Annotated in this window: 18 protein-coding genes; 9 read left to right on the top strand and 9 right to left on the bottom strand. The window is 64.5% G+C overall.

Annotated features, from left to right (window positions below; genetic code table 11):
* Positions 1 to 11: 11 nt before the first annotated feature.
* Positions 12 to 2,213 carry a catalase/peroxidase HPI gene (katG, locus tag MKI88_RS08385; protein WP_241630738.1) on the top strand — a complete coding sequence of 734 codons (2,202 nt, stop codon included), beginning with the start codon at positions 12 to 14 and terminating at the stop codon, positions 2,211 to 2,213.
* 59 nt (positions 2,214 to 2,272) lie between these two features.
* Here the strand turns inward: katG and MKI88_RS08390 are convergent, their stop codons facing one another.
* Both MKI88_RS08390 and MKI88_RS08395 read right to left on the bottom strand, forming a co-directional pair.
* On the bottom strand, positions 2,273 to 3,253 hold the full coding sequence (locus tag MKI88_RS08390; RefSeq protein ID WP_241630741.1) for an agmatine deiminase family protein: 981 nt from the start codon (positions 3,251 to 3,253) through the stop codon (positions 2,273 to 2,275).
* 195 nt (positions 3,254 to 3,448) lie between these two features.
* Positions 3,449 to 5,092 (bottom strand): M28 family metallopeptidase, encoded by a 1,644-nt coding sequence (locus tag MKI88_RS08395; RefSeq protein WP_241630743.1) that lies wholly within the window; start codon positions 5,090 to 5,092, stop codon positions 3,449 to 3,451.
* A gap of 144 nt (positions 5,093 to 5,236) precedes the next feature.
* Between MKI88_RS08395 and MKI88_RS08400 the strand changes: the two genes are divergently transcribed.
* Positions 5,237 to 7,210: a S9 family peptidase gene (locus MKI88_RS08400; protein ID WP_241630746.1), complete on the top strand. Its 1,974-nt coding sequence runs from the start codon at positions 5,237 to 5,239 to the stop codon at positions 7,208 to 7,210.
* A gap of 192 nt (positions 7,211 to 7,402) precedes the next feature.
* Positions 7,403 to 9,352, top strand: coding sequence for a S9 family peptidase (locus tag MKI88_RS08405; protein ID WP_241630749.1), 1,950 nt, complete (start codon positions 7,403 to 7,405; stop codon positions 9,350 to 9,352).
* 61 nt (positions 9,353 to 9,413) lie between these two features.
* On the opposite strand, the gene rpsD is transcribed toward MKI88_RS08405, so the two are convergent.
* A complete protein-coding gene (gene rpsD / locus MKI88_RS08410) occupies positions 9,414 to 10,028 on the bottom strand; it encodes a 30S ribosomal protein S4 (RefSeq protein WP_119762472.1) in 615 nt (204 codons plus the stop codon).
* A gap of 188 nt (positions 10,029 to 10,216) precedes the next feature.
* Positions 10,217 to 10,444: a hypothetical protein gene (locus MKI88_RS08415; RefSeq protein WP_241630752.1), complete on the bottom strand. Its 228-nt coding sequence runs from the start codon at positions 10,442 to 10,444 to the stop codon at positions 10,217 to 10,219.
* Between the two features lie 115 nt (positions 10,445 to 10,559).
* Between MKI88_RS08415 and MKI88_RS08420 the strand changes: the two genes are divergently transcribed.
* Positions 10,560 to 10,865, top strand: coding sequence for a chorismate mutase (locus MKI88_RS08420; protein WP_241630755.1), 306 nt, complete (start codon positions 10,560 to 10,562; stop codon positions 10,863 to 10,865).
* Here MKI88_RS08420 and MKI88_RS08425 read toward each other — a convergent pair.
* The 4 genes from MKI88_RS08425 to rpiB all read right to left on the bottom strand — a co-directional run bounded on the left by MKI88_RS08425 (position 10,856) and on the right by rpiB (position 14,286).
* The gene (locus MKI88_RS08425) at positions 10,856 to 11,965 is read right to left on the bottom strand and encodes a TrmH family RNA methyltransferase (RefSeq protein WP_241630758.1); all 1,110 of its coding nucleotides are present in this window, start codon (positions 11,963 to 11,965) and stop codon (positions 10,856 to 10,858) included. The genes MKI88_RS08420 and MKI88_RS08425 overlap by 10 nt on opposite strands.
* A gap of 93 nt (positions 11,966 to 12,058) precedes the next feature.
* Positions 12,059 to 12,520, bottom strand: coding sequence for a transcriptional regulator NrdR (gene nrdR, locus MKI88_RS08430; RefSeq protein ID WP_241630760.1), 462 nt, complete (start codon positions 12,518 to 12,520; stop codon positions 12,059 to 12,061).
* Between the two features lie 3 nt (positions 12,521 to 12,523).
* Positions 12,524 to 13,837, bottom strand: coding sequence for a serine hydroxymethyltransferase (gene glyA / locus MKI88_RS08435; protein ID WP_241630762.1), 1,314 nt, complete (start codon positions 13,835 to 13,837; stop codon positions 12,524 to 12,526).
* Positions 13,834 to 14,286 carry a ribose 5-phosphate isomerase B gene (gene rpiB, locus MKI88_RS08440; RefSeq protein ID WP_241630763.1) on the bottom strand — a complete coding sequence of 151 codons (453 nt, stop codon included), beginning with the start codon at positions 14,284 to 14,286 and terminating at the stop codon, positions 13,834 to 13,836. Before rpiB ends, glyA begins: the two co-directional genes overlap by 4 nt.
* A gap of 169 nt (positions 14,287 to 14,455) precedes the next feature.
* On the opposite strand from rpiB, the gene MKI88_RS08445 reads away from it, so the two are divergent.
* From MKI88_RS08445 to MKI88_RS08465, 5 genes are all read left to right on the top strand, one after another.
* Positions 14,456 to 14,920 (top strand): hypothetical protein, encoded by a 465-nt coding sequence (locus tag MKI88_RS08445; RefSeq protein WP_241630766.1) that lies wholly within the window; start codon positions 14,456 to 14,458, stop codon positions 14,918 to 14,920.
* A 162-nt stretch (positions 14,921 to 15,082) separates the two neighbouring features.
* Positions 15,083 to 16,309, top strand: coding sequence for an NAD(P)/FAD-dependent oxidoreductase (locus MKI88_RS08450; RefSeq protein ID WP_241630768.1), 1,227 nt, complete (start codon positions 15,083 to 15,085; stop codon positions 16,307 to 16,309).
* A 139-nt stretch (positions 16,310 to 16,448) separates the two neighbouring features.
* The gene (locus MKI88_RS08455) at positions 16,449 to 17,030 is read left to right on the top strand and encodes a hypothetical protein (protein ID WP_241630770.1); all 582 of its coding nucleotides are present in this window, start codon (positions 16,449 to 16,451) and stop codon (positions 17,028 to 17,030) included.
* 603 nt (positions 17,031 to 17,633) lie between these two features.
* On the top strand, positions 17,634 to 18,884 hold the full coding sequence (locus MKI88_RS08460) for a DUF3419 family protein (protein ID WP_241630773.1): 1,251 nt from the start codon (positions 17,634 to 17,636) through the stop codon (positions 18,882 to 18,884).
* 32 nt (positions 18,885 to 18,916) lie between these two features.
* A complete protein-coding gene (locus tag MKI88_RS08465; RefSeq protein ID WP_241630856.1) occupies positions 18,917 to 19,552 on the top strand; it encodes a class I SAM-dependent methyltransferase in 636 nt (211 codons plus the stop codon).
* Here MKI88_RS08465 and MKI88_RS08470 read toward each other — a convergent pair.
* Positions 19,527 to 19,916 (bottom strand): STAS/SEC14 domain-containing protein, encoded by a 390-nt coding sequence (locus MKI88_RS08470; protein ID WP_241630777.1) that lies wholly within the window; start codon positions 19,914 to 19,916, stop codon positions 19,527 to 19,529. The genes MKI88_RS08465 and MKI88_RS08470 overlap by 26 nt on opposite strands.
* Positions 19,917 to 19,931: the final 15 nt, after the last annotated feature.

A 19,931-nucleotide genomic window follows, 5' to 3' on the forward strand; every position in this document is an offset into this window, starting at 1 on the left:
TCGGAGATGCCATGAACGTCGAAGCGCAATGCCCGATGGGCGGCGGAAAGGTGGACGGCGCCGCCGTTCTCTTCGAAATGACCAACCGGCTGTGGTGGCCGAACCAGCTGGATCTGTCGGTCCTGCACCAGAATCCGCCCGCGGGCGATCCGATGAGCGCGGACTTCAACTATGCCGAGGAATTCAAGACGCTCGACCTGAAGGCGGTGAAGGACGATCTCACCGCGCTGATGACCGACTCGCAGGAATGGTGGCCCGCCGATTTCGGTCATTATGGCGGTCTCTTCATCCGGATGGCGTGGCACGCGGCGGGCACCTATCGCATCGGCGACGGTCGCGGCGGCGCGGGCGCGGGCACGCAGCGCTTTGCGCCGCTCAACAGCTGGCCCGACAATGCCAATCTCGACAAGGCGCGCATGCTGCTCTGGCCGATCAAGCAGAAATATGGCCGCAAGCTTTCCTGGGCCGATCTGCTGGTGCTCGCCGGCAACGTCGCGCTCGAGTCGATGGGTTTCAGGACCGCCGGCTTTTCGGGCGGCCGCGAAGACGTCTGGGAGCCCGAAAGGGATATCAGCTGGGGCCCCGAGCGCGAATGGCTTGGCGACGAGCGCTATAGCGGCGAGCGCGACCTCGCGCATCCGCTGGCGGCGGTCCAGATGGGGCTGATCTACGTCAATCCCGAGGGGCCGAACGGCAATCCCGATCCATTGAAGGCCGCGATCGACATCCGCGAGACCTTTGCGCGCATGGCGATGAACGACGAGGAGACCGTGGCGCTGATCGCGGGCGGCCACACCTTCGGCAAGACGCACGGGGCCGCCGATCCGGGCGAATATGTCGGCCCCGAACCCGAGGGCGCTGGCATCGAGCAGCAGGCGCTGGGCTGGGCCAACAGCTATGGCACGGGCAATGCGGGCGACACCATCACGAGCGGGCTCGAGGTCATCTGGACCCAGACCCCGACGCAGTGGAGCAACCACTTCTTCACCAACCTGTTCGAGCACGAATATGAGCTGACGAAGAGTCCGGCGGGCGCGCATCAATGGGTCGCCACGGATGCCGAGGCGACGATCCCCGATGCGTTCGACGCGGGGAAGCGGCACAAGCCGTCGATGCTGACGACCGACCTCTCGCTGCGGATGGATCCGATCTATGCGCCGATTTCGCGGCGCTTCTACGAAAACCCGGACGAGTTCGCGCATGCCTTTGCCGAGGCGTGGTACAAGCTGACGCACCGCGACATGGGGCCGCATACGCGGCTGCTCGGACCCGAGGTGCCCGCGGAGCCGCGGATCTGGCAGGATCCGGTGCCCGTCGTCGGCCACCCGCTGATCGACGCGGCGGACATCGCCGCGCTCAAGGCGAAGATCCTGGATTCTGGCCTGTCGATCTCACGGCTGGTGGCGACGGCCTGGGCGTCGGCCTCGACCTTCCGCGGCTCGGACAAGCGCGGCGGTGCCAATGGGGCGCGCATCCGGCTGGAGCCGCAAAGGAACTGGGCGGTCAACGAACCCGGACAGCTTGCGGTCGCGCTGTCGAAGCTGGAGGATATCCAGAAGGCGTTCAACGACGCGCAGACGGGGGGCAAGAGGGTGTCGCTTGCCGACCTGATCGTGCTGGGCGGCGGCGCCGCGATCGAGGCGGCGGCGAAGAAGGCAGGGCATGACGTGACGATCCCGTTCACGCCGGGCCGCACCGATGCCTCGCAGGAGCAGACCGATGCGGAGTCGTTCGCGCCGCTCGAGCCCCGGATCGACGGGTTCCGCAACTATGTGGGCGAGGATTCGGTCTATTCGGCCGAGGAACTGCTGGTCAATCGCGCGCATCTGCTGACGTTGACCGCGCCGGAAATGACGGTGCTCGTCGCTGGCCTGCGCGTGCTCGGGGCGAATTATGGCGGGTCGGACCTCGGCGTCTTCACCAACCGTCCGGAGACGCTGACCAACGACTTCCTCGTCAACCTGCTCAAGACGAGCACGACGCTGAAGTGGGAGGCGTCGGCGGCCAATGACGGCGTGTTCGTGGGCCGCGACCGCAAGAGCGGCGACCAGAAATGGGCGGGCAGCCGGGTCGACCTGATCTTCGGTGCGAACTCGCAGCTGCGCGCGCTTGCCGAAGCCTATGCGACCGACGATGCGGGCGGCGCCTTTGTCGATGCCTTTGCCGCGGCATGGACCAAGGTGATGAACCTCGACCGGTTCGACCTGGCCTGACTCCGGGCCTGATCCATATGGACGAGGCCCCGGTCGGTGCCGGGGCCTCGTTCGGCGGATCAGTAAGGCAGCTGCTGGCTGATGCAGTGGAAGCTGCCGCCCCCGACAAGGATATGGTCGGCGCGCAAACCCACGGCCTTGCGACCGGGAAACAGCGCCTGGATCGCGGCGACCGCGGCATCGTCATTGGGCGCGCCATAGACGGGCACGACCACCGTGGCGTTGCCGATATAGAAGTTCATGTAGCTCGCCGGGATCACCTCGCCGCCACGGACGACACGGCCGGGCGAGGGGAGGGCGACGACCTCGACCCCCATCGCTTCTGCGCGCGCCTTTGCATCGGCATAGATGGCGGCATTGGGATCGTCTTCGCCCTCGGGCATCGGAAGCGCGAGGCGGTTCTCGCCGACGAAGCGCGCGAGATTGTCGACATGGCCGTCGGTATGGTCGTTGAGCAGTCCATCGCCGAGCCAGAGGATGCGATCGAAGCCAAGATCGGCCTTCAATCGCGCCTCGATCTGGTCGCGGGACAGATCGGGATTGCGGTTGGCGTTGAGTACGCATTGCTCGGTGGTGACGACGAGGCCCGTGCCGTCGGCGTCGATCGCGCCGCCCTCGAAGATCCAGTCGCAGCGCGTGGCCTTGAGGCCGATCGTCGCGGCGAGGCGCGCGCCGATATCCTCGTCGCCGGGCATTTCATATTTGCCGCCCCAGCCGTTGAAGCCGAAGTCGCGTGCTTCACGGGCTGAGCCGGTGCCGACGATGATCGGGCCGGTGTCGCGCAGCCAGATGTCGCCGAAACGGTGTTCCTCGACGATCACGCCGGGGGCTGCGAGCGCGCGCGCGGCTTCTGCCGAGACGGCATCGGCGGCGACCAGACAGACGTCTTCGCCCGCGCCACCGGCATGGACGGCATTGGCGAAGGCCGCCACCTCGGCGCGCGCGGCATCGAGCACGCCGGGCCATTCGACCTCATGGCTGGGAAAACCGATCCAGACGCGCTCGTGCGGCGCCCATTCGGGGGGCATTTTAAGTGTCATTGAAATTCACCGCTCGTCCTGAGTAGCCGTTGAGCCTGCCGAAGTGAACAGGTGCGAATTGCCCCCGGCAATCCGCAGCCATGCCGGGGGCATGGCGGCCTGTCCACCGTATCGAAGGAGCGGCTTGGTGCGTCCTTCGATACGGGCTCTCGGCTGCGCTCGATCCCTACTCAGGATGAGCGGAGAATGGGAGCCCTATTTCCCCGCGTCGGCGAGGCTCTTGTCGCGGGTGGCGCGGAATTCGTCGCCCTTGTTCCAGTTGGGCCAGACGCTCGAATTGGCGACCTCGCGGCCCAGCGCGTAATAGAGCTGGAGATCCTGCACCGCGCCGTCCCAGTTCCAGTTGGGGTCATATTCATCCGATGCCTGGTGATAATGCTGGTCGGTGTACTCGGCGGCGATCTTCATGCCCTGCGCCTTGCCGCCCGCGACGAGATCGTCGCCGCTGCCCGCGTTGAACATCGGCACGCCGAGCTTGGCGAGGCTGAAATGGTCCGAACGGTAGTAAAAGCCCTTTTCGGGCGTGGATTCGGGCGAGATATAGCGCCCCTGCGCCTTCACCGCCTTTTCGAGGATCGGGTCGAGCCCGGACTTGCCCCAGCCGACCGCGGTGACGTCCTTCGTCGGACCGAGGATGTTGAGCCCGTCCATGTTGACGCCGCTGACGGTCCTGGCGAGCGGATAGACGGGATTTTCGGCATAATATTTGGAGCCGAGCAGCCCCGATTCCTCGGCGGTGACCGCGAGGAAGATCAGCGAGCGGTCGGCTGCGCCCGCCTTGACGTGCGCCTCGGCCATCGCGATCAGCCCTGCGGTGCCCGTGGCGTTGTCGAGCGCGCCGTTGCAGATGTCGTCGCCCGTTTCGTCGGGCATGCAGCGGCCGAGATGATCCCAGTGCGCGGTGTAGAGGAAGGTTTCGTCGGGGCGAGCCTTGCCGGGCAGGATGCCGATGACGTTCTTCGATTTGCTGCGCTTGATCGCGTTGTCGAAGCTGACCGATGCCTTGACGCCCAGCGGCACCGCCTTGAAGCCGGGTTGCTTCGCGGCGGCGGCGAGCGCCGCGAAATCCTTGCCCGCAGACGTGAAGAGCGCCTCAGCCGCGGGCTTCTGGATCCAGCCCACGGCCTGGCTCTGGTCCATGTGGTTGTTGACGTCGTCGGCGCCAAGCTGCGGGCCGGTCCAGCTCGAATCCACGGTCTTCCAGCCATAAGCGGCCGGTTCGGTGTCATGGACGATGATCGCGGCGGCGGCGCCCTGACGCGCGGCTTCCTCGTATTTGTAGGTCCAGCGGCCATAATAGGTCATGGCGCGGCCGTTGAAGGTGCCGCCGACATCGGGCTTCTGCCAGTCGGGATCGTTGATGAGGATGATGACGGTCTTGCCCTTCACATCGACGCCCGCATAGTCGTTCCAGCCGCGCTCGGGCGCGTTGACGCCATAGCCGACGAAGACGACGTCGCTGTTGCTGATCGCGATATTGGGGACGACGCGGTAGGTGCCGATCACCATGTCCTTGTGCAGATCGAAGGCGAGCGGCGTCTTGCCGCCGGTGAAGCTGAGTGGCGAGACATTGCTGTTGGTGATCTCGACCAGCGGTACGTCCTGATACCAGCTCCCGTTATTGCCGGGCTTGAGGCCGGCCTTTGCGAAGCGTTCGGCGATCAGCGCGACGGTCTTGTCCTCGGCGGGCGTCGTCGGCGCACGGCCTTCAAAGGCGTCGGACGAAAGCGTCTCTGTGACGGATTTCAGGGTGTCGAGCGAAATGGCGCCCGACTGGGCCTGTGCGCTGACGGCAGCAAGGGCGAGCGGGGCGGCGGCAAGCAACAGTATCGAACGCATCGGCGATGTCCTCGGAAACGCTTTGGTTGCGCGCTTCATGGCAGCGCGGCGTGGCGCGCGCAACGCCGCGCCGACCAATTCACTATTGCACGCGACCAATGTTCGCGGCAGCATCGCCAATGTATTGAAATTGGGGGGAATAGAATGCATCGTTTCGTTGCCGCGCTGTTTGCGGCCACCATGCTCGTACCTGTCGCGCAGGCGCAGGCCAATGATGCCGCCGCGCTGTTCGGCGTGCGCGAGCATGTCGAAGATATCAGCCTGTCTCCCGATGGCCGCCGCGTTGCGTTCATAGCGCCGGATCAGGCGCGCGGATCGATCCTCTACACAGCCGAGGTCGCGGCCGAGGCCGCACCCGTTCGCGCGGCGTATTCGGACGGTGATCCCGAACGTCTGCGTGGCTGCGGCTGGGTGTCGAATACACGGCTTGTATGCAGCGTGACGAGCATGACCGATCAGGCCGGGCTGAAGATCGGCTTTTCGCGGCTGATCGGCGTCGATGCAGATGGCAAGAACCTTAAGCTCGTGAGTGCACGCACCGGATCGCGCGCGTTGGGCCTGAACCAGGATGGCGGGGAGGTTCTCGACTGGCTGCCGGACGAAGATGGCGCGATTCTGCGCACGCGCGAGTTTGTTCCCGAATATTCGACCGGTACCCATCTTGCGCAGAAGGAGGCCGGTCTGGGCGTGGAGCGTGTCGACACGATGAGTTTGGCGAGCAAACGCGTCGAACCGCCCAAGGATGATGCGGCTGACTATATTTCGGATGGCCATGGCCGCATTCGTATCATGAGCAGCCTGCCGAAGAACGACTCCACTGGTTATTTGAAGGCGACGCTCAAATATTTCTATCGCACCAAGGACAGCGACAACTGGCGCGAATTCGGCAAGCGCGACATCTCGACGGGCGAGGGCTTCAATCCCGTCGCGGTCGATCGCAACCTGGATGCCGTTTACGGCTTTCGCGACAAGGATGGTCGCAGGGCGGTCTTCCGTGTCGCGCTCGACGGGACGATGCGAGAGGAACTGGTCTATGCGCATCCCGAAGTGGATGTCGACGGTCTCGTGCGCATCGGCCGGCAACACCGCGTCGTCGGGGTCACCTTCGCCACCGACAAGCGGCAGACCGTTTTCTTCGACCCCGCACTGAAGTCTCTGGGGGCCGCGCTTTCAAAGGCATTGCCGGGGCTGCCGCTGGTAAGCTTCATCGATTCAAGCCTTGATGAGAGCCGGTTGCTGCTCTGGGCGGGAAGCGACACCGATCCTGGGCGCTATTATGTCTTCGACAAGAAGGCCAAGAGCCTGAACGAAGTGCTGTTGGCGCGCCCGCAACTGGAGAGTGTGAAGCTGGCGACGGTGAAGCCGGTGAACTACAAGGCGGCGGACGGCACGATGATCCCCGGCTATCTGACGCTGCCTGCCGGTAGCACCGGTAAGAACCTGCCCACGATCGTGATGCCGCATGGCGGGCCTTCGGCGCGCGATGAATGGGGGTTCGACTGGCTGGCGCAATATTACGCCAATCGCGGCTATGCGGTTCTGCAGCCCAATTTCCGGGGATCGTCCGGCTATGGCGACCAGTGGTTTCAGAAGAACGGATTCCAGTCATGGCGCACCGCGATCGGCGACGTGAATGACGGCGGACGCTGGCTGGTGTCCGAGGGAATTGCCGATCCCGGGAAGCTGGCGATCGTCGGCTGGTCCTATGGCGGCTATGCCTCGCTCCAGTCTGCGGTGCTCGATCCCGATCTGTTCAAGGCGATCGTCGCGATCGCGCCGGTAACCGATCTGGAAAGGTTGCGGCAGGAAGCGCGCCAGTACACCAACTTCAAGCTGGTCGATGCCTCCATCGGCAATGGCCCGCATGTGAAGGAAGGATCACCCGCGCAGAATGCCGGGAAGATCAAGGCGCCCGTGCTGATGTTCCACGGCGATCTTGATGCCAATGTGGACGTCGCGGAATCGCGGCTGATGGCCGACAGACTGACCGCTGCGGGCAAGAAGCACGAACTGGTCGTCTACCCCAAGCTCGAACATTCGCTGGCCGATTCGAAGGTCCGCACCGAGATGCTGGGCAAGTCCGACGCATTCCTTCGGGCATCGCTGGGCATCAACTAGAGCCGCATGCGTAAAATCAGACCCGCTCATCCTGAGGAGCCGTTTCGCCTTCGCTCGGTCCCTCCTCAGGAGGAGCGGAAGGTGGTGCCGATTTTGCGCAACGTGCTCCAAACGAAAAAGGGGCGGTCGTTGCCGGCCGCCCGTTCAGCCAACTCCAGATACACAAGAGGAACCCCGATGCCTGGAGCCGGAATGCACCGATTTGTGATCGCGATTGTTGCGGCTCTCGACGGGGCGCCCTTTGCCATGGCCCAGCCTGCCTCCGAGGCGGCAGCGCTGTTCGGCGTGCGCCCGAACGTGGATTATGTGACCCTTTCGCCTGACGGGACGAAGCTTGCCTTTATCAGCGCAGTGGGCGAACGCGGGACCGATCTTTACACGGTTTCGATTGGCTCTGGAGAAAAGCCGCACCGTGCGCTGATGGCTGATGGCCTTCCCAAGCGCCTGTCCGATTGCCGCTGGGTTTCGAACCAGCGCCTCCTGTGCCAGTTGCTCATCACCACGCAGATCGCCACATCGCTGGATGATGAGCCCACCACGCTTTCGCGGCTGGTTGCGGTGGATGCCGATGGCACGAACCTGAAGCTCGTGAGCGACCGCAGCCTTGACCGCTATTATAACCGGCCCACGCTGTTCGGGGGCAATGTCGTGGATTGGCTGCCCGGAGAGGATGGCGTCGTCCTGATCGGTCAACTGGAGCCCCGTGGCTATGTCGTGGCCAGGGTGGACACGAGGACGGGCAAGCGCGAGCTCGTCGCCGACAGCAACGCCGATGTCGTGGAATATATATCGGACGGGCACGGCGACGTGCGGATCCAGGGCGTGGGTCAGCGCAAAGGGGCGACGGGCTATGAGTCGTCGCAACTGATCTATTATTACCGGCGCAAGGGCGAAAAGAAGCTCGAGCGGCTCGACACGTACGACACGCTGACCGAGGCTGGCTTCAACCCGCTGGCAGTCGATCGCGACAAGGACGTCGTCTACGGTTTTCGCAAGGTGGGCGGCAAGCGCGCGGTCTATGCGGTCTCGCTCGACGGCTCGTTCGGGGACAGGCTGGTTTTCGAGCACCCGCAGGTCGATGTCGACGGGTTGATCCGTTTCGGCCGACAGGGACGCGTCGTGGGAGCGACCTATGTGACCGAGAAGCGCGAGGCGGCCTATTTCGACCCCGCGCTCAAGGCGCTCTCCGCTTCGCTTTCCAAGGCGCTGCCGGGCCTGCCGCTGATCCACTTCCTCGACGCGAGCCTTGATGAGAGCCGCATCCTGCTATGGGCGGGAAGTGATACCGATCCCGGGCGCTACTTCGTTTTCGACAAGAACACCAAGAAGCTGGAGGAAGTCCTGCTGCAACGCCCGCAACTCGAGGGCGTGAAGCTGGCGACGGTGAAGCCGATCAGCTTTCCGGCCGCGGACGGCACCGTGGTGCCCGGCTATCTCACGCTGCCGCCGGGGAGTAACGGACGGGGTCTCCCGGCGATCGTCATGCCGCATGGAGGACCGAGCGCGCGCGACGAATGGGGTTTCGACTGGCTTGCGCAATTCTACGCCAATCGCGGCTTTGCCGTGTTGCAGCCCAATTTCCGGGGTTCGGCGGGCTATGGCGATGCGTGGTTCGAAAAGAACGGCTTTCAATCCTGGCGCACCGCGATCGGAGACATCAACGACAGCGCGCGCTGGCTGATCTCGTCGGGCGTGGCGGATCCCGCCAAAATGGCGATCGTGGGCTGGTCCTATGGCGGCTATGCCGCATTGCAATCGAATGTGGTCGCGCCCGATCTTTTCAAGGCGATCCTGGCGATCGCGCCTGTCACAGACCTGCAGCAGCTCAAGCAAAGCGCGCGCAACTTCACCAATGGTCCCGCAGTGCAGGCGTTCATCGGCACGGGGCCGCATGTGCGCGAGGGATCGCCGGCGCAGAACGCGGCGCAAATCAAGGCGCCGGTGCTGATGTTCCACGGCGACCTCGATGCGAACGTCAAGCTCGAGCAATCACAGCTGATGGCGGACAGGTTGAAGGATGCCGGCAAGCGCGCGGAGCTGATCGTATATCCGCGGCTGGATCACGATCTTCGCGATTCAAAGGCGCGCACGGAAATGCTGAGCAAGTCCGACGCGTTCCTGCGCGCCGCCATGGGGATGTGAGACAAAAGAAAAGGGCGGTCCCGAGGGGCCGCCCTTTCTTGTTCTTTGGCTGGAAAGCCGATCAGCGCGAGTAGAACTCGACGACCAGATTGGGTTCCATCTTCACCGGATAGGGCACTTCGTCGAGCGAAGGCACGCGGGTGAAGGTGACCTTGGCCGCGCCATCGACCGCGACATAGTCGGGGATGTCACGCTCGGCGAGGCTCTGCGCTTCCATGACGAGCGCCATTTCCTGCGCCTTCTTGCCCAGCGTGATCTCGTCGCCCGGCTTCACCAGACGCGACGCGATGTTGCACTTCACGCCGTTCACATAGATGTGGCCGTGCGAGACGAGCTGGCGTGCCGAGAAGATCGTCGGCGCGAACTTGGCGCGGTAGACGAGCGCGTCGAGGCGACGCTCGAGCAGGCCGATCAGGTTCTGGCCGGTGTCGCCCTTCATACGGGCGGCTTCGAAATAGGCCTTCTTGAACTGCTTCTCGGTGACTTCGCCGTAATAGCCCTTGAGCTTCTGCTTCGCGCGGAGCTGGATACCGAAGTCCGACATCTTGCCCTTGCGGCGCTGGCCGTGCTGGCCGGGGCCGTATTCGCGGCGGTTGACGGGGCTCTTCGGGCGACCCCAGATGTTCTCGCCCATGCGGCGATCGAGCTTGTACTTGGCGCTGTTGCGCTTCGACATGTCAGTTCCTTCAATTGCTACAACGTGGTCCGTCCGCAAAGGACGGGGTTAGTCCCGGTACCGCTCTGCTGATGATCGAAGATCGAGGCAGGGCCGCCGCTTCACCGGGGTGCGGGGCCAATTGCGAAGGGCGCGCTAATACGCGCGCTGGCATGAAAGTCAAGTGATGCGGCGGCGAACCGCGCCGATCAGCGCGTCATGCGCTGCACGTCGCGCAGATTATTGTCGTTGCGCTGGTCTTCGGCTGCCCATTCCTCGGCGGTCTTGCAGATCTTCTTTTTCGCCAGCCGCGTGCCGGTTGCCAGCTTGTTGGCGCGGCAGACCTTTTCAGCCTTTGGCTCTTTGGCTTCATCGGAAGATGCGAAGGCGGGGGTCATGACGAGGGCGGACGCGACGAAAGCAACGAACATACGCATGGTGAATGTCTTTCCATGGGAACTTAAGCTACGGCGAAAAACCATAATTTCGCACAAATGTACATGGCGATATTGTGTGCTCGACGGAGCGGTTTTGCGCGGCTAGATCGCCGCCATGATCGAAGAACGCAAAGCAGCCGAGATGTGCGGGACGATGACAGAGGTCCGCGCCGGCGTCGATTCCGTCGACCGTGAATTGTCGAGACTTCTGGGCGAGCGCTTCCGCTTCATGGAGGCCGCGGCGCGGATCAAGCCCGAGCGGAACATGGTGCGCGACGAGGCGCGCAAGGCGGAGGTGATCGCCAATGCGCGCGCCAATGCGGTGGCCAACGGCTTTCCGGCGGACATCGCCGGCGAATTGTGGGAAGTGCTCGTCGAGGCGTCGATCGCCTATGAACTGGACGCCTTCGATCAGCGCTGACGCGGATTGGCGAGGCTGGAGAGCACGCCGCGCAGTGTCCGCACCTCCATGCTGTTCCAGCCGGGCTTGGTGAGCAGCGTCCGCAGCGTGCGCCGCGTCGAGGGCGCGCGATCGGGCGGGAAGAAATAGCCCGCCTTGTCCAGCATCGCGTCGAGCTGGCCGATCATTCCGTCGAGTTCGTCCTGCGGCGCGGGCGGGTCGATCTCGACCGAGGGCGGCGAGGCGAGGGCTTCGCCCTTCGACCATTCATAGGCGACGAGGATCACCGCCTGGGCGAGATTGAGCGAGCCGAATTCGGGGTTGATCGGCACGGTCAGGATCTTGCGCGCGACCGCGACATCGTCGGTCTCGAGGCCCGAGCGCTCGGGGCCGAAAAGGATCGCGGACCTGCCGCGCGCCGCGCGCATCTCCTGCGCGGCGACCTCGGGGGTGACCACGGGCTTGGTGACGCCGCGCTTGCGGACGGTGGTAGCGTAGATGTGCTGGCAGTCGGCCACGGCGTCGGCGACGCTCTCGAAGACCTGCGCGCGCTCGAGCACGATGTCCGCGCCCGAGGCGGCGGGTCCTGCCGAGGGGTTGGGCCAGCCGTCGCGCGGCGCGACGAGGCGCATCTCGGTCAGCCCGAAATTGAGCATCGCGCGCGCGGCCTTGCCGATATTCTCGCCAAGCTGCGGACGGACGAGGACGATGGCGGGGGCGCTTCGAGACAGGCCTTCGCCTTCGCTCAGTCCCTCCCCAGCGTGAGCGGATATCGCGTTGTTTCCTTGATTCCGCTCATCCTGAGGAGAGGCTGAGCCTGGCGAAGTCTCGTCTCGAAGGATCGCGCCGCGCCGGGAAAGCGCACGCACTGCATCCCAGTCGCCACGGATCAATGCTTCCTTCTTGGCGCGCGACCAACCCTTGAGCCGCTGCTCGACCGCGAAGGCCTGATCGCGATCGGGGAAGCTATCGGACCATATCAGTTCGATCGGGCGGCGTGATTGCGTGTAGCCTTCAATCTCGCCGTGCTGGTGCTGCCCAACGCGCGCTTCGAGGTTGTCGGTATGGCCGACATAGTAGCTGCCATCAGCGCAGCGAAGCATATAGGTGAAGAAGCTCACTGCATGCCCTCTGGCTGCGGTCCTTCGAGACGGGCCTTCGCCATGCTCAGTCCCTCCTCAGGATGAGCGGCCAGGTGAGGCGGCAGCACAAGGTCACTTGTCCCCCATTTCCTTCACCGACCCTGCGAAATCCTCGAAATCCTTGGCTTCGGTGAAGTCCTTGTAGACGCTGGCGAAGCGGATATAGGCGACGCTGTCGAGCGCCTTCAGGCCATCCATCACCATGCCGCCAAGCTGGGTGGCGGTGACCTCGCTCTCGCCGCTCGTCTCGATCTGGCGCTGGATCGCGGAGACAAGCTTGTCGATGCGGGTCTGGTCGATCGCGCGCTTGCGACAGGCGATCGCGATCGAGCGTTCGAGCTTTTCGCGGTCGAATGGTTCGCGGCCGCCCTCGCTCTTGACCACGGTCAGCTCGCGCAGCTGGATACGCTCGAAGGTCGTGAAGCGCGCGCCGCAGCCCTCGCACTGGCGCCGCCGGCGGATCGCCGCCCCGTCTTCGGTGGGGCGGCTGTCCTTCACCTGGCTGTCTTCATGGCCGCAGAACGGGCACTTCAAGGATCAGGCCCCCGGATAGATCGGGAAGCGATCGCACAGCGCGCGGACGCGGGCCTTCACATCGGCCTCGACCGCGGGGTCGCCATGCTCGCCCTTGGCCTTCAGCCCGTCGAGCACGTCCGCGATCATGTTGCCGATCTCGCGGAACTCGGCGGCGCCGAAGCCGCGCGTCGTGCCGGCCGGCGAGCCCACGCGGATGCCGCTGGTCTTGGTCGGCGGCAGCGGATCGAACGGGATGCCGTTCTTGTTGCAGGTGATCGCCGAACGCTCAAGCGCCTCGTCGGCGTCCTTGCCCGTGACGCCGAGCGGGCGCAGGTCGACGAGCGCGAGGTGCGTGTCGGTGCCGCCCGAAACGAGATCGGCGCCGCGCTCCTTGAGCGTCGCGGCGAGCGTCTTGGCGTTCTCGACCACGGCCTTGGCGTAGCTCTTGAACTCGGGCTGGAGCGCCTCGCCGAACGCGACCGCCTTGGCGGCGATGACGTGCATCAGCGGGCCGCCCTGAAGGCCGGGGAAGACCGCCGAGTTGATCTTCTTCGCGATGGCCTCGTCATCGGTCATGATCATGCCGCCGCGCGGACCGCGCAGCGTCTTGTGCGTCGTGGTGGTGACGACATGCGCGTGACCGAAGGGGGTGGGGTGGACGCCACCCGCGACGAGCCCCGCGAAATGCGCCATGTCGACCATGAAGATCGCGCCGACTTCATCGGCAATGGCGCGGAAGCGCGCGAAGTCGATGTGGCGCGGATAGGCCGAGCCGCCCGCGATGATGAGCGTGGGCTTGTGTTCCTTCGCCAGCTTCTCGACCTGGTCGAAGTCGATCAGGTGATCCTCTTCGCGCACGCCGTACTGGACGGCGTTGTACCATTTGCCCGAGAGCGCGGGACGCGCGCCGTGGGTCAGGTGGCCGCCAGCATCGAGCGAGAGACCCATGATCGTGTCGCCGGGCTTGGTGAGCGCGAGCATCACCGCGCCGTTCGCCTGCGCGCCCGAGTGCGGCTGGACGTTGGCGAAGCCGCAGTTGAACATCTTCCTGGCGCGCTCGATCGCGAGCGTCTCGACCTCGTCCGAAGGTGCACAGCCCTGATAATAGCGCTTGCCGGGATAGCCCTCGGCGTATTTGTTGGTGAAGACCGAACCCTGCGCCTCGAGCACCGCGCGCGAGACGATGTTTTCCGACGCGATCAGCTCGATCTGGTGCTGCTCGCGCTCAAGCTCGTGCGTCACGCCCGCGAACACCGCAGGATCGGCATCCTGAAGGTTGCGCGTGAAGAAGCCGGTGGGCTGGACGTCGCTCAGTTTGGCGGGATTGGTGCTCATGCGGACTCCTTCTCGAAGCGGGGATGGGAGAGTTTCTCGACGCGGCGGACATGACGGTCGCCGCCGAATTCGGTGGTGAGGAACACCGCCAGGCAATCCTTGGCGATATCGACGCCGATCAGCCGCGCGCCCATCGCGATGACGTTCGCGTCATTATGCTCGCGTGCGAGCCGCGCGGAAAGGTGGTCCGAGACGAGCGCGCAGCGCGCGGCGGGGTGGCGGTTGACCGCGATCGAGATGCCGATGCCCGATCCGCAGAGCACGATGCCGCGATCGGCCTCTCCCTCGGCAATCGCGTGCGCGAGCTTGTAGCCATAATCGGGATAGTCGACGCTCTCGATGGCGTGGGGTCCGAGATCGGTCACCTCATGCCCCTGTTCGCGTGCCCATTCGGCCAGCACCGCCTTCAATTCGATGGCGGCATGATCGGAAGCGATGGCGATACGCATGGGCTGCGCTCCTGCTTGGAATTCTCGAGAGAGTCGGATGCGGGCTCTCTAGGCGAGCTTGCCCCGAAACGCCACCCAATATGCGGCGACAATAAGCCATGGACAGTAAGTGCCGGGATCGGGCTATATCCTCGGTGATATATGGATCGACAGGACGAGGATGAGGACGATGCGCCACCTGCTTACCTTCGCCGCAGCCGCGCTGCTGCTTTCGGGATGCGGCAGCAAGACCGCAGACAATGCCGCGGCGGGGGGAGAGGGCGAAAACGCGCTCGCCAATGTCGAGGAGGTTCCCGCGAATGAGGAGCCTGTCGACGCCAATCTGATCGAAACCGCCGACGCCCCCGATGTCAGCGTGACCGATGGCTGGGTCGGCAAATGGGTCGGCGTCGAGGGCCTGGCGCTCGATATTGCCAGGGCCGAAGTGCCGGGCACCTACACGCTCAACGTGACACTGCTCGACGGCACCAGGAGCTATGAGGGGACGTCGGACGGCAGCGCAATCCACTTCACGCGCGGCGGCAAGGAGCAGACCTTGCGCAAGGCGACCGGCGAGGAGACCGGGCTGAAATATCTGGCGGGCAAGAAGGACTGCCTGATGATCCAGCCTTCCGAGGGTTTTTGTCGCGACTGATCGGTCGGGAGCTCGGGCGCGAATACCCGCCGAATGGCGGGTGCGCCAACGCGGCGGCGATCTCTGCGATCGCATCTTGCGCGAGCGGACGCTTTGGCGTTCGATTTTCACGGCGTCAGCCGCTAGACGCACCGGAAATTGCGAAGAGGGGATTGGGGTTCGATGACTTGCTATGATGTGCTGATCGTGGGTGCCGGCCATGGCGGTGCGCAGGTGGCGGTGGCATTGCGCCAGCACGGCTTTGAAGGGACCATCGCGGTCGTCGGCGACGAGCCCGAAATTCCCTATGAGCGCCCGCCGCTGTCCAAGGATTATCTGGCGGGTGAAAAGGCCTTTGAGCGCATCCTGATCCGCCCCGCCAGCTTCTGGAGCGATCGCAAGGTCGACATGCTCACGGGCAGGCGCGTGTCCGAGGTTGATCCCAAGGCGAAGACCGTCGCCATCGCTGGGGGCGAGGCGATCGGTTATGGGAAACTCGTCTGGGCGACGGGTGGCACGCCGCGCATGCTTGGCTGCGAGGGCGCCGGGCTGAAGGGCATCCATGTCGTCCGCACCAAGGCCGATGCCGATGCGATGATGGCCGCGCTCGACAGCACGACCGACGTCGTGGTCGTGGGCGGTGGCTATATCGGGCTGGAGGCCGCGGCGGTGCTCGCCAAGTTCGGCAAGAAGGTGACCGTCCTCGAGGCGCTGCCGCGCGTGCTCGCGCGCGTGGCGGGCGAACCGCTGTCGCGTTTCTATGAGGCCGAGCACCGCGCCCACGGCGTCGATGTGCGCCTCGACGCGTGCATGGCGGCTTTTGTCGGCGACGGCGGCGCGGTTTCGGGCGTGCGCATGGATGATGGCGAGGTGATCCCCGCCCAGATGGTGATCGTCGGGATCGGCATCATTCCCGCGGTTGGCCCGTTGATCGCGGCGGGCGCCGCGGGCGGCAACGGCGTTGACGTCGATCCCTTCTGCCAGACCACGCTGCCCGACATCTATGCGATTGGCGACTGCGCCGCGCATGTGAACGATTTTTGCGATGGCGATCGCATCCGGCTGGAATCGGTCCAGAACGCCAATGACCAGGCGAACACCGTTGCCAAAGCGATCCTGGGCGATCCGCAGCCCTATCATGCGGTGCCCTGGTTCTGGTCCAACCAGTATGATTTGCGGCTCCAGACCGTCGGGCTCGCCACGGGCCATGACGATGTCGTGCTGCGCGGCGATCCCGCGGCGCGGTCCTTCTCGGTCATCTATCTGAAAAAGGGCCGCGTGATCGCGCTCGACTGCGTCAACGCGACCAGGGACTATGTCCAGGGGCGCAAGCTCGTGACCGAGCGGCTGTCGCCCGACAAGGCGCAGCTCGCAGATGCCACCGTGCCGCTCAAGGAAATCGCGGCCTGAAGTGCGATGCGGCAAGCGACCGCGGTGCGCCGGCGATATGGATGACCGTGACCGGAATGTCCGGGTTAACGGCCGCTTTTATCAGCGTCATGCGCCGCCCTGACGTCTGAAAAGTCGGGAAAGCGGACTAAGCGGAACCATGCACGACAAAAGCAGCGTCGAGAGATTGCTCTGGCACCCCCAGCTTACCGTCAGATTGCCACAAAAGGTCCATTTCGGCCGCAAGCATTCGGAGTGCTGTGACGATGTTTGGGTACTGCCGGAGCTGCCTCCCAGTCTCCTCATCGAAGACGACAATATCGTCGTGCTTGTTACAGGCTATGATTGCTTTGCGGCTGTAACCAACCCAAGTCCCGATGGGGAAGTAACCAAGTCGATGCCAGCTTGGATGCAAGCCCGGGAAGGTGCTCGCGCGTATCATGGGGCAGAACGGCTGAAATTTCCCCGGAATGCGGCTGAAGTCCTCAACCAAACCATTCACGTTCAACAGCGCTTCGAACAGCTGCAGCCCGTTCATTTTGGTGTAAAAGTCCCGGAGCAAGGGTGGCAGTTCGGCGCCAAATATTTGGGCGAGTTCTGTCAGCTCCGCACATTTCAATCCCGGGTGAATGACATGGAGGTACGCAAATTCGCCCCGCCATGGTTGACGGCAGATGAGGCGAACGCCGTTCGGTTCCGTGGAGCACCCACATCCAGCCCTGCTATCAAGCGCAGACATTAGAGCCCCCGTATCGTCAGTCATGCTCTTCCCTCAGACGGTCAAATTTTCTGGACCACGTGCCACCGCGGCCCAATGTCCGCAATGTCGGCGTGTCCGGACCGGCAGCTTTTTGCGAAAAGTGGCGGATAGCTGCCATGTCCGGTTTCGGCAGGCTTGCCCGGCACGCCGAATGACCGAAGAGTCGGGGGAAGCGGTCGTTGCGCAACCTCGTCACCCCGGGCTTGACCCGGGGTCCCGCTTTCTCGGCTATTTTGATCCGAAATCAGATCGGCAAGCAGCGCGCGAATGGAAGTTCGCGTTGATCGACCGCGGCAATCCCGACCGGCAAGGCCTCTATGAGCGACTTGCCAGACGCTCGCGCAAAAGCGGGACCCCGGGTCAAGCCCGGGGTGACGAGAAGGGGGTGTCATCGTCCGCAATGCCGGCGTTGTGCGACGGCTGTTCTGGCGTTCGCCACCATCCATCCCGACAATCGCCGCATTTGTAGTTAGCGGGCCAAGGCGTCTTCGAAGCGACGCCGATCTGTCATCGCCCGGTCACCGCGTGCCCATAGGGGCTGCTCTGCCGGCGGCGCATCGGGCGCTCGCGGATCGGGAGGGCATCATGGGCGCAGCCGCAATCAGCACGGGTTCGAAACATTCGCGGGGGGATCGCGTGCGCCAGGCCGTGTTGCGCGATGTGAAGCTGAGCAAGCAGGGGCTGCTCGACCGCGCCTTCGCGCTCGCTTTTCAGCGGCTGGTCTATGCGCAGATCTGGGAAGATCCCGTGGTCGACCTCGAGGCGCTGGCGATCACCCCCGATTGCCATGTCGTGACGATCGCGAGCGGCGGCTGCAACGTGCTTTCCTATCTGACCGCCGATCCCGCGGCGATCACCGCGGTCGACCTCAACACCGCGCATATCGCGCTCAACAAGCTCAAGCTCACCGCGGCGGAGCATCTGCCCGGTCACGACGCCTTTTACCGGTTTTTCGGCGAGGCCGATCGCGACGACAATATCGAGGCTTATCACGCGCATGTGCGTGCGCACCTTGACGATGTTTCGCGGCGTTACTGGGAAGGGCGCGACCTGACGGGCCGGCGGCGGATCACGGGGTTCGCCAGGGGAATCTACAAGCGCGGACTGCTCGGCAATTTCATCGGGACCGCGCACCTTGTCGCGAAGCTCTATCGCCTCGATCCGCGCGAACTGCTCGACGCCGGAAGCATCGAGGAACAGCGCGCGATCTTCGACGCGAAATTCGCGCCGGTGTTCGACAAGAAGTTCGTGCGCTGGCTGACCGACCAGCCCGCATCGCTTTTCGGGCTCGGCATCCCGCCCGCGCAATATGACGCGCTGGCGGGCGATGATCCGCAGGGCATGGCGTCGGTGCTGCGCCAGCGGCTCGAGAAGCTGGCGTGTGATTTCGACATCCGGAACAATTACTTCGCCTGGCAGGCATTTGGCCGCGGCTATGGCAAGGGCCCGGATGCGCCCGTGCCGCCCTATCTGCAGCGCGGCAATTATGACGCCGTCGTCGCGCGGATCGGGCGGGTCGATGTCCGGCACGCCAATTTCGTCGAGTTTCTGGCGCAGAAGACTGCGGCCAGCCTCGACCGCTATGTGCTGCTCGACGCGCAGGACTGGATGAGCGACGCGCAACTGACGCATCTCTGGGCCGAGATAACGCGTACCGCGAAGCCGGGCGCGCGCGTCGTCTTCCGCACCGCGGCCGCGCCCAGCCTGCTGCCGGGCCGCATCCCGAACGAACTGCTCGCACGCTGGCATTACGAGGCCGATAAGTCCGCCGACTATACGCGTCGCGACCGTTCCTCGATCTATGGCGGGGTGCATCTTTACGTGCTCAGGCCGTGAGCGCCGCGCTGGAGTCGGGTGGCGCGGGGCATATGGATGCGATCTATCGGCATCAGCGCCATATCTATGACCTGACGCGCAAATATTACCTGCTGGGGCGCGACCGGCTGATCGCGGGGCTCAACGTGCCGGTCGGCGGGACGGTGCTCGAGATCGGCTGCGGGACGGGGCGCAACCTGATCGCCGCGGCGCGCAGCTGGCCGCACGCGCAATGCTTCGGGTTCGACATTTCATCCGCGATGCTCGAGACTGCGGGAGCGTCGGTGGCGCGCAGGGGACTGGCGGGGCGGATCGCTCTTACCCAGGGCGATGCAACCGCGTTCGATGCGCAGGGATTGTTCGGACGGGCAAGCTTCGACCGGATATTCCTGTCCTACACGCTGTCGATGATCCCGGGCTGGCAGGCGACGATTGCCGCCTCCTGCGATGCGCTGGCCGACAAGGGCGCGTTGCACATCGTCGATTTCGGTCAGCAGGAGCGCCTGCCGCGCATCTTCCGGGCGCTGCTTTTCGCGTGGCTCGCGCGCTTCGACGTGACCCCGCGCGCTGATTTGAAGCAGGTGCTCGTCGATATCGCCGAGGCGCGCGGACTTGTTGTCGATTTCGTGCCCTTGTGGCGCGGCTATGCGTGGAGCGCTGTGCTCAGGAAGCCCGCGCGGGCTGCCTGATATCGGCGGCCCAGTCGATCGCCGCCTGCCGCTCCCCGGGTTCGAATGCCTTGATTTCGATGAAGGGCAGGACAATGTCCGCGCCGTGCATCATGGTCCGGATCCACTGCCTGTCGGTGACGACCGCCTCGCGCCTGAAGCGGGTCCAGTCGCGGATATGGCCGAAGCCATAGCGCAGATCCTCGAGTGCGGCCTTGAAGGTGATGTCTTCGAATCCCGTGAGATCGACCATCATCGCGACGTGATCGTGCGCCTTCAACCTGGCGTCGACGTCAGCGACCAGCCGGTCGAAGTCCTCCTTGGTGAGCGTGCCCGAGATGGCATAGGCGCCGACATGATCGGGCGAGGGCAGGATATTCAGCATGAACCACCTCCTGCC

The organism is Sphingomonas sp. LaA6.9 (assembly GCF_022601895.1).
Lineage (GTDB): Bacteria > Pseudomonadota > Alphaproteobacteria > Sphingomonadales > Sphingomonadaceae > Sphingobium_A.

Excerpts from the sequence above, each read along its gene's own strand:
- rpiB (WP_241630763.1), bottom strand. The coding sequence starts at position 14,286 with ATGCGTATCGCCATCGCTTCCGATCATGCCGCCATCGAATTGAAGGCG.
- MKI88_RS08405 (WP_241630749.1), top strand. The coding sequence starts at position 7,403 with ATGCACCGATTTGTGATCGCGATTGTTGCGGCTCTCGACGGGGCGCCC.
- MKI88_RS08395 (WP_241630743.1), bottom strand. The coding sequence starts at position 5,092 with ATGCGTTCGATACTGTTGCTTGCCGCCGCCCCGCTCGCCCTTGCTGCC.
- MKI88_RS08455 (WP_241630770.1), top strand. The coding sequence starts at position 16,449 with ATGCACGACAAAAGCAGCGTCGAGAGATTGCTCTGGCACCCCCAGCTT.
- MKI88_RS08465 (WP_241630856.1), top strand. The coding sequence starts at position 18,917 with ATGGATGCGATCTATCGGCATCAGCGCCATATCTATGACCTGACGCGC.
- MKI88_RS08420 (WP_241630755.1), top strand. The coding sequence starts at position 10,560 with ATGATCGAAGAACGCAAAGCAGCCGAGATGTGCGGGACGATGACAGAG.
- MKI88_RS08415 (WP_241630752.1), bottom strand. The coding sequence starts at position 10,444 with ATGCGTATGTTCGTTGCTTTCGTCGCGTCCGCCCTCGTCATGACCCCC.
- MKI88_RS08400 (WP_241630746.1), top strand. The coding sequence starts at position 5,237 with ATGCATCGTTTCGTTGCCGCGCTGTTTGCGGCCACCATGCTCGTACCT.
- glyA (WP_241630762.1), bottom strand. The coding sequence starts at position 13,837 with ATGAGCACCAATCCCGCCAAACTGAGCGACGTCCAGCCCACCGGCTTC.
- katG (WP_241630738.1), top strand. The coding sequence starts at position 12 with ATGAACGTCGAAGCGCAATGCCCGATGGGCGGCGGAAAGGTGGACGGC.
- MKI88_RS08470 (WP_241630777.1), bottom strand. The coding sequence starts at position 19,916 with ATGCTGAATATCCTGCCCTCGCCCGATCATGTCGGCGCCTATGCCATC.
- rpsD (WP_119762472.1), bottom strand. The coding sequence starts at position 10,028 with ATGTCGAAGCGCAACAGCGCCAAGTACAAGCTCGATCGCCGCATGGGC.
- MKI88_RS08445 (WP_241630766.1), top strand. The coding sequence starts at position 14,456 with ATGCGCCACCTGCTTACCTTCGCCGCAGCCGCGCTGCTGCTTTCGGGA.
- MKI88_RS08450 (WP_241630768.1), top strand. The coding sequence starts at position 15,083 with ATGACTTGCTATGATGTGCTGATCGTGGGTGCCGGCCATGGCGGTGCG.
- MKI88_RS08390 (WP_241630741.1), bottom strand. The coding sequence starts at position 3,253 with ATGACACTTAAAATGCCCCCCGAATGGGCGCCGCACGAGCGCGTCTGG.
- MKI88_RS08460 (WP_241630773.1), top strand. The coding sequence starts at position 17,634 with ATGGGCGCAGCCGCAATCAGCACGGGTTCGAAACATTCGCGGGGGGAT.